Raw genomic sequence first — 8,145 nt, forward strand, 5'->3', positions numbered from 1 at the left:
GGGGCGGCGGGCGGGCCGGCGCGGGCGCCGCGCGACCAGCTTGGTGGCGACAGCCGCTCGTCACGCCTGTCGGGCGGGCTGTCGGGCACCAATCTGGAACGCGCGGGCGACTATAACCTGCGCACCGTGTTGCAGGCGATCAGGGTCAGCGGCGAGACGACGCGCGGCGACCTGGTCCGGCAGACGGGGCTGACCGCGCCGACGATCGCCAACATCACCAACCGCTTGATCGACCAGGGGCTGGTCCGGCTCGCGGGTCGGCGGCAAGGCGGGCGGGGTCAGCCCGCGCTGCGGCTGCGGGTCGACCCGGACGGCGCGTTCGGCGTCGGCCTCAATATCGACCGGGATCACCTGACGCTGGTCACGCTCGATCTGGCGGGCGAGGTCCGCAGCCGCGTGACGCAGGACGTCGACTTCGCGATGCCCGCCGATGTCGCCGCCTTTGTCCGGCGGCGGCTGGACGAGACGGTCGCGGCGGGCGGGGTCGATCGGACGCGGATCCTGGGGGTCGGCATCGCCATCCCCGACGATTTCGGCCGGATCACGCTCCCCGGCCGGCCGGCCGGCTATGAGGCATGGGACGATGTCGACATGAGCGCGCTGCTTGGAAGCGTGCTGCCATGGCCGATCCATGTGGACAACGACGCCGCCGCCGCCGCGCTCGGCGAGGCGCAATGCGGCACCGCGTTCAGCAATCCCTCCTTCTTCTACCTGCTGATCAGCGCGGGGCTGGGCGGCGGCCTGGTGATCGACCGCACCTATCATCGCGGCGCCACGTCGCGCAGCGGCGAGATCGGGCTGATGCCCGACCTTGGCGCGGGCGCGGGCGCGGTGGTGCAGGACACCGTGTCGCTGTCCGCGCTCCAGGCGCGACTCGCCGCCGCCGGCTGCGCCGTCGACGATCGCGAGCGGTGGGTCGACGCCGACGCCCCGGCGCGGGCGATCATCGAGCAATGGCTGACCGACGCCGTGCGGGCGCTGACCACGCCGTTGATCGCCATCAACTGCCTGCTCGATCCCGATGCGATCCTGCTCGGCGGGCGCCTGCCGATCGGATTGATCGAACGACTCGCGGCGGCGCTGACGACGGCGCTGGCGCAGGTCGCGATGCCGTCGCATGCCCGGGTGATGCCGGCCGTCATGGCGCGCGACGCGCCCGCGATCGGCGCGGCCATCCTCCCGTTCCTGGATCACGTATTGCCGTCGGATGCGATCCTGATCCAAGCGGGACGGGTTTAGCGTTGCTCGCGAACGCCTTTGGCCACCCTCCCCCTTCCCACCCGACTGCGTCGGGCGGGCCCCTTCCCTCTCCCATCGGGAGAGGGAGAGACGCCAAAGACGCCGACGGGTGAGGGTGACCAGCCTTGATCGAATACGAGTTCAGTCGATGTAGGCATCGGATCGGGGCGCAACCCGATCAGCGGGTGGAGGCAAGGAGGTTGGTCGCGGCGTTGCTGTCGCCTGCGCTCAGGCGATGGCCTCGCCCGGCAACAGCTCCGTGTCGATCTGGGCCTGCATCGCGGCGGAGTAGCGGGCGCCCGCCAGCGCGTTGGCCGGGAACAGCGCGTCGACGGCGGCGAGCAGATCGGCCGGGATCGTCAGGGTCGCGGCGGCGAGGTTCTGCTCCAGATGCGCGAGGCTGCGCGTGCCGGGGATGGGCACCACGTCCGGGCCCTGCGCCAGCAGCCAGCCAAGCGCCAGCTGGGCGGGGGCGAGGCCGGCGCCGTGGGCGAGCGCGTCGAACCGGTCGATGAGCGCCAGGTTGCGCGCGAGGTTCGGCTGGACGAAGCGCGGCATGGCGGCGCGGATGTCGCCCGCCTCATAGCCGTCGTCGCGCACCGCGCCGGCGAGCAGGCCGCGCGCGACCGGCGAGAAGGCGACCAGCGCGATGCCGTGCTCGCGGCAGGCCGCGAGCACGCCCGCCTCGACGTTACGCGACGTGGGCGAATATTCGCTCTGCACCGCGGCGATCGGATGGACGGCCTGCGCGCGCCGGACCGTGTCGGCGCCCATTTCGCTGAGGCCGATCGCGCCGATCTTGCCCGCCTCGACGGCGCGGGCCAGCGCGCCGACCGATTCCTCGATCAGCACCCGGCGATCGAGCCGGTGCAGATAATAGAGGTCGATCCGATCGACGCCGAGCCGCGACAGCGATCCGTCCAGCGTCCGCGCGATCGCGGCGGGCGAGCCGTCCAGCCCGCGCCGGCCGTCGATGGTGTCGAGCACGCATTTGGACGCGAGCGTGAACTCGGCCCGGCGGTGCATCACCGCGCGCGCCAGCAACCGCTCGTTCGCGCCGCCCCCGTAGAGCGCGGCGGTGTCGAGGAAGGTGCAGCCAAGATCGAGTGCCCGGCGGAGCAGCGCCGCGCCGTCCGCATCGGACGGCGGCGCGCCATAGGCGTGGCTGAGGTTCATGCAGCCCAGCCCGATCGCCGACACGGTAAAGGGGCCGACGGCGCGGGTGGGCAGCGTCATGGCTATTCTCCTGGGCCTAGAATTCCTGTTCAGACCGTACCCTGACCCGTTCGTGTCGAGGCTCGGGAAAGCCCTCGCCCGGGACGAATGGAGGGTAACAGCCGATCAGCACACGGCCTAGAGCGGCAGGCCGACATAGTTCTCCGCGATGCTGGTCTGCGCGGCGGTCGAGCCCGCAATATAGTCCAGCTCCGCCGTCTGCATCCGCCGTTCGAACGCGCCATCCTCCGGAAATCGGTGCATCAGCTTGGTCAGATACCAGCTGAAGCGTTCCGACTTCCACACCCGCGCCAGCGCGCGCGCGCCATAGCCGGCGAGGCCCGCCTCGTCGCCGCGCGAATACCAGCCGATCAGCGCCTCCGACAGATAGGCGACATCGGACGAGGCGAGGTTCAGGCCCTTGGCGCCGGTCGGCGGCACGATGTGCGCGGCGTCGCCGGCGAGGAACAGCCGGCCGTGCCGCATCGGCTCGGCGACGAACGAGCGCAGCGGCGCGATCGACTTTTCGATCGACGGGCCGCGCGTGACCCGCGCGGCGACGCCGTCGCCCAGCCGCGTCGACAGCTCCTCCCAGAACCGCTCGTCCGGCCAGTCCTCCAGCCGTTCGTCCAGCCCGACCTGGAGGTAATAGCGGCTGCGCGTCGGCGAGCGCATCGAGGCGAGCGCGAAGCCGCGATCATGGCTGGCGTAGATCAGCTCGCCATCGCAGGGCGGGACATCGGCGAGCACGCCCAGCCAGCCGAACGGATAGGCGCGCTCGAACACCCGGCGCACGCTCGCGGGCATCGCCTGACGGCCGGCGCCGTGAAAGCCGTCGCAGCCGGCCACGAAATCGCATTCCAGTCGCTGCGCGCCGCCCTCGCCATGGACGATCACCGGCCGGTCGCCGTCGATCCCCTCGATCGCGGCGACGGGCGACTCCCACAGGATCGGCAGGTCGCGCGGGCCGGCGGCGTCGATCAGGTCGCGCGTCACCTCCGTCTGGCCATAGACGGTGACGTGGCCGCCGGTGAGTGCTGCGACGTCGATGCGGATCAGCCGCCCGTCGTCGGCGAGCGCGAAACCGTCATGCGGCAGGCCCTCCGCGTCGAGCCGCGCGTCGATGCCGAGGCGATGCAACAGGTCGGTGGTGGTCCGCTCCAGCACGCCGGCGCGGATCCGCTCCTGCACCCGCGCGCGGGTCTGGCGTTCGACGATCACCGCGTCGATGCCCGCCGCCTTGAGCAGGTGACCCAGCAGCAGCCCAGCCGGCCCGGCGCCGACGATGCCGACCTGGGTCCTCAACCGCTCAACTGCGCTTCGAGCGCGCCGAGCACCCGGTAGCAGGGCATCACCTGCGCGACCGAGCCGTTGGGCTCGCGCCCGTCGCGGATCGCGGCGACGAACTCGCGATCCTGCAGCTCGATGCCGTTGTTCGACACCGCCACGCCCGCGAGATCGACGGGCTCCTCGCGCCCCGTCACCAGATCGTCGTAGCGCGCGATCCACGTGCCGTTGTCGCAGATGTAGCGGAAAAAGGTGCCGAGCGGCCCGTCATTGTTGAACGACAGGCTGAGCGTGCAGATCGCGCCGCTCTGCGCCTTCAGCTGGATCGACAGGTCCATCGCGATGCCGAGCTCGGGGTGGATCGGGCCCTGCATGGCATTGGCCTGGACGATCGGGCCGGCCTGCCAGGCGAACAGGTCGACGGTATGCGCGGCGTGATGCCAGAGCAGATGATCGGTCCAGCTGCGCGGCTCGCCCTTGGCGTTGATGTTCGTGCGGCGGAAGAAATAGGTCTGCACGTCCATCTGCTGGATGGCGATCTCGCCCGCGACGATCCGGTCGTGAAGATATTGATGGCTCGGATTGAAGCGGCGGGTGTGGCCGACCATGCAGGTGAGGCCGGTCGCCTGCTGCCTCGCCAGCACGGCCTCGGCGTCCGCCAGGCGATCGGCGAGCGGGATCTCGACCTGGACGTGCTTGCCGGCGTCCAGGCACTGGATCGCCTGGGCGGCGTGCAACTGGGTCGGCGTGCACAGGATGACGGCATCCACCTCCGGCATCGCCAGGCTCTCGGCGAGATCGGTGGTGGCGTGCGCGATGCCGTATTTCGCGGCGGTCGCGCGGGTCGCGTCGCGATCGCGGCTGACCAGGCTGACGACCTCGACGCCGTCGATCCTCGCCAGGCCGTCGAGGTGCTTTTCGCCGAACGCGCCGGCGCCGGCGAGCGCGATCTTCATGGCTGCGTCTCCCTCGCGGTCGGCCGCAACACGATGTGGCCGACGGCGGTGTTGCTGGCGGGAACGTGGTAGAAGCGATGCAGCTCGGTGACGTGCTCGCCCAGCGCGCCGCGCATGACGAGCCACATGACGAGCTCGATCCCCTCCGACCCCGCCTCGCGCAGATATTCGATATGCGGCAGGTAGCGCAGCGCCGCCGGATCGCGGGTCAGCTTGTCGAGAAAGGCCTGGTCCCAGTCCTTGTTGATGAGGCCGGCGCGCGGACCCTGGAGCTGATGGCTCATCCCGCCGGTGCCCCAGACCTGAACGTTCAGGTCCTCTGGGAAGCTCGCCACCGCGCGCGCGATCGCCTCGCCCAGCGCCCAGCAGCGATTGCCCGAGGGCGGCGGGTAGGTGACGACGTTCACCGCCAGCGGGATCACCTTGACCGGCCAGGCCGGCACCTGACCGAAGATCAGCGACATCGGCACGGTCAGCCCGTGATCGACCTCCAGCTCGTTGATGATGGTGAGGTCGAACTCGTCGAGGATGCAGGATTGCGCGATATGCCAGGCGAGGTCGGGATGACCCTCCACCACCGGCACGGCGCGCGCGCCCCAGCCCTCGTCCGCGGGGCGGAACCGCTCCCCGCAGCCGATGGCGAAGGTGGGGATGAGGTTGGCGTCGAACGCGGAGGCGTGGTCGTTATAGACCAGCACCACGACATCGGGCCGCTCGTCGCGCTGGAAGCGCTTCACCCAGTCATAGCCGTCGAACACCGGCCGCCAGTAATCCTCGCCGACGCGGCCGCCGTCGAGCGCGGCGCCGACGGCGGGGATGTGGCTCGTGGTGATGCCGGCGGTGATGCGCGCCACCTCAGCGGCCTCCGGACGACGCCGCGCCGACGTTCGGCGTCTCGGCGGCAATCTCGGCCAGCTCGGCCAAGGTCTCGCGCTGCTCCCGGCGCGAGCGCAGGCCGTTCGGCGAGCGGCCGCCCGCGATCATCATCGCCTGATAGTCGGCGGGCGACATGCCGGTCATCGTGCCGACCGCCTGCAGGAAGCTCTGCCCGTCCGTCGAGAACAGCTTGGCGAGGAAATAGATGTTGCCGCCGAGATCGAGCAGCCGGTTATAGTCGCGCGCGAGCACCGCGTCGCGCTGCTCGGGCGACAGCGGCCATTCGTCCAGATAGGCGGCCTCGTCCGCCTTGAACCGTGCGCGGTTGTCGGCCTTCATCAGGCTCATCGCGAACTGGTTGACGTGATAGCCGAGCCGGGCGCGCCGGGCGGTGTACACCCGCGTGCCCGGGATATCCTCGATCTCGGCGAGGTAGGCGTGGATGTCGCCGGCCCGCGTCATGCCTGCTCCCGCTCGGTCCAGGTGAAGGGGAGCGGGGCCTCGCGAAAGGCGAAGCGGTTGATGTGCTCCTCGAAGACGTGGCGCAGGCGCTCGGGCTCGCCGTCCGGCGCGGGCGCCAGCTCGACGCCGAGCGCGTCCGCCCCGGCCGTCATCGTGACGAGCCCGAGGGGCAGCGGGATCGACGCCCGGGTCGCGTCGAAGTCGACCGCGAACTTGTGGCTCCAGTGCTTGGCGAGCTGCTGAAGGTAGCGGCTGGCATGGGCGGTGGGCACGGTCCCGGTGCGGATGACGGTCATCGGCCATTCTCCTTCAACATCGCGTCGAGCCTGGGAAAGACGCGCCGGGCATTGCCCTCGAAGATGGCATGGCGCTGCTCGGGATCGATCGGCAACGCGTCGACATAGCGTTTGGTGTCGTCGAAATGATGTCCCGTCCGCGGATCGATCCCACGCACCGCGCCGACCATCTCGGAGCCGAACAGGATGTTCTTCGTCTCGATCACGGTCGCGAGCAGGTCGATGCCCGGCTGGTGGTAGACGCAGGTGTCGAAGAACACGTTGTTCATCAGGTGGGTCGCCAGGTCCGGCTGCTTCAGCATGTCGGCCAGGCCGCGGTAGCGTCCCCAATGATACGGCACCGCGCCGCCGCCGTGCGGGATGATGAGCCGCAGCGTCGGGAAGTCGCGGAACAGGTCGCCCTGGAGGAGCTGCATGAACGCGATCGTGTCGGCGGCGATGTAATAGGCGCCGGTGGCATGCATCGCGCGATTGCACGAGCCGGAGACGTGGATCATCGCCGGGACGTCCAGCTCGACCATCGCCTCGTAGAACGGATACCAGAAGCGATCGGTGAGCGGCGGATGCGCGAAATGTCCGCCGCCCGGATCGGGGTTGAGGTTGCAGCCGACGAAGCCGAGCTCGCCGACGCAGCGTTGCAGCTCGGCGATCGAGCCGGCCATGTCCGCCGCCGGGCTCTGCGGCAGCATGCACACGCCCACGAACCGGTCGGGGTAGAGCGCGCAGACGCGGGCAATCAGGTCGTTCGACGCGCGGGCCCAGTCGGTGGCGACGCGCTCGTCGCCGACATGCGGCGCCATGGTGGACGCGCGCGGGCTGAACACCGTCAGGTCGGCGCCGCGCTCGTTGAGCAGCTTGAGCTGGTTGGCCTCGATGGTCTCGCGGATCCGGTCGTCGGCGATGGCGGGATAGGCGGGGGCGGCGCCCCCCTCCCGAAACGCCGCGACCTGGCGCTCGCGCCAGGCATCGTGCTCGGGCGGCGCGGTGGTGTAATGGCCGTGGCAGTCGATGACGAGCGTCATGCCGTCCCCGCTACCGCAAGGCTCGCCTCACCCGGGCCGATCGGGGCTGTCCGCCGCTGCATCGTCGTCCGATAGCGGCGACGCGCCGCCGGACTCCAATCGATTTCGCGACTGGTCGATCGTATTTCCGGAAGTGTCCGACGCCGCCGCATCGAGCAGCGCCAGCAATCGCGCCTGCGCGGCGGTGGGTCGCCAGTCGACTCGGGTGGTCACCCCGATGATGCGGCTGGCCTGGGCGAGCGACGCGTCGATCACCGTCAACAGGCCGGCGGCGATCTCCATCGCCACCTGATCGGGCGACAGCAGCGTCAGCAGGTCGCTGTCGAGCAGCACGCCGCGAATCACCATCACCGATCCGCACTCGATCGGGGCCGACGGCGACCGGCCGGCGAACATCGACTCCCACTGCCCGCGCAGTGGCGATCCCCGTGGCGCGACGACCCAGGACTGGCGCGCCAGCGCCTCCACATCCGCGCGCCGCCCGGCGAGCGGGTGCCCCGCGCGGCCGATCACCACCAGCCGATCCTGCAACAACGGTGCCTGCGCCAGCCCCGGTGGCATCTCCTCGCGCAAGGCGCCGATCGTCAGGTCGATGACGCCGTCGCGCAGCGGCTCGACCAGCTCGCGCCAGGAGCCCTCGATCACGTCGATCGTCGCGTTCGGCGCGTCGCGATGGAAGGCCGCGATCGCGGCGGGCAGCACGCGCGCCCGCGCCAGCGGCATCGCGCCGACCACGATCCGGCCCGTCAGGCTGGTGCTGCCGTCCCCCGCCAGATCGGCGATGCCCGCCGC

9 protein-coding genes are annotated in these 8,145 nt (G+C 70.6%); 1 reads left to right on the top strand and 8 read right to left on the bottom strand.

Translation table 11 applies throughout. From position 1 onward, the window contains the following. On the top strand, positions 1–1,239 hold a 1,239-nt coding region (locus HUU95_RS03600; RefSeq protein WP_438827196.1), incomplete at its 5' end, for an ROK family transcriptional regulator. Positions 1,240–1,467: 228 nt separating this feature from the next. Here the strand turns inward: HUU95_RS03600 and HUU95_RS03605 are convergent. The 8 genes from HUU95_RS03605 to HUU95_RS03640 form a co-directional block, all read right to left on the bottom strand. Beyond that, complete coding sequence (locus HUU95_RS03605; RefSeq protein ID WP_174278851.1) at positions 1,468–2,475, bottom strand: aldo/keto reductase; 1,008 nt, start codon at positions 2,473–2,475, stop codon at positions 1,468–1,470. 117 nt (positions 2,476–2,592) lie between these two features. Further along, positions 2,593–3,759, bottom strand: coding sequence for a 4-hydroxybenzoate 3-monooxygenase (gene pobA, locus HUU95_RS03610; protein ID WP_174278852.1), 1,167 nt, complete (start codon positions 3,757–3,759; stop codon positions 2,593–2,595). Next, a complete protein-coding gene (locus HUU95_RS03615; protein ID WP_174278853.1) occupies positions 3,756–4,697 on the bottom strand; it encodes a Gfo/Idh/MocA family oxidoreductase in 942 nt (313 codons plus the stop codon). Before HUU95_RS03615 ends, pobA begins: the two co-directional genes overlap by 4 nt. Further along, complete coding sequence (locus HUU95_RS03620; RefSeq protein ID WP_174278854.1) at positions 4,694–5,551, bottom strand: class III extradiol dioxygenase subunit beta; 858 nt, start codon at positions 5,549–5,551, stop codon at positions 4,694–4,696. The genes HUU95_RS03615 and HUU95_RS03620 overlap by 4 nt, the downstream gene beginning before the upstream one ends. 1 nt (position 5,552) lies before the next feature. Then, positions 5,553–6,035 carry a protocatechuate 4,5-dioxygenase subunit alpha gene (ligA, locus tag HUU95_RS03625; RefSeq protein ID WP_174278855.1) on the bottom strand — a complete coding sequence of 161 codons (483 nt, stop codon included), beginning with the start codon at positions 6,033–6,035 and terminating at the stop codon, positions 5,553–5,555. Continuing rightward, complete coding sequence (locus tag HUU95_RS03630; protein ID WP_217429759.1) at positions 6,032–6,331, bottom strand: DUF2218 domain-containing protein; 300 nt, start codon at positions 6,329–6,331, stop codon at positions 6,032–6,034. The genes ligA and HUU95_RS03630 overlap by 4 nt, the downstream gene beginning before the upstream one ends. Beyond that, entirely contained in the window at positions 6,328–7,353 is a 1,026-nt protein-coding gene (locus HUU95_RS03635; RefSeq protein ID WP_174278856.1) for an amidohydrolase family protein, read from the bottom strand. The genes HUU95_RS03630 and HUU95_RS03635 overlap by 4 nt, the downstream gene beginning before the upstream one ends. A 27-nt stretch (positions 7,354–7,380) precedes the next feature. After that, positions 7,381–8,145: LysR substrate-binding domain-containing protein (locus HUU95_RS03640; protein WP_254602598.1), on the bottom strand; the 765-nt coding region annotated here is incomplete at its 5' end.

The sequence above is a fragment of the Sphingomonas bacterium genome (genome assembly GCF_903643065.1).
Lineage (GTDB): Bacteria > Pseudomonadota > Alphaproteobacteria > Sphingomonadales > Sphingomonadaceae > Sphingomonas.

What these genes read in the sequence shown, in the direction of transcription:
- HUU95_RS03605 (WP_174278851.1), bottom strand. Translation starts at nt 2,475, where the DNA reads ATGACGCTGCCCACCCGCGCCGTCGGCCCCTTTACCGTGTCGGCGATC.
- HUU95_RS03615 (WP_174278853.1), bottom strand. Translation starts at nt 4,697, where the DNA reads ATGAAGATCGCGCTCGCCGGCGCCGGCGCGTTCGGCGAAAAGCACCTC.
- ligA (WP_174278855.1), bottom strand. Translation starts at nt 6,035, where the DNA reads ATGACGCGGGCCGGCGACATCCACGCCTACCTCGCCGAGATCGAGGAT.
- HUU95_RS03630 (WP_217429759.1), bottom strand. Translation starts at nt 6,331, where the DNA reads ATGACCGTCATCCGCACCGGGACCGTGCCCACCGCCCATGCCAGCCGC.
- HUU95_RS03635 (WP_174278856.1), bottom strand. Translation starts at nt 7,353, where the DNA reads ATGACGCTCGTCATCGACTGCCACGGCCATTACACCACCGCGCCGCCC.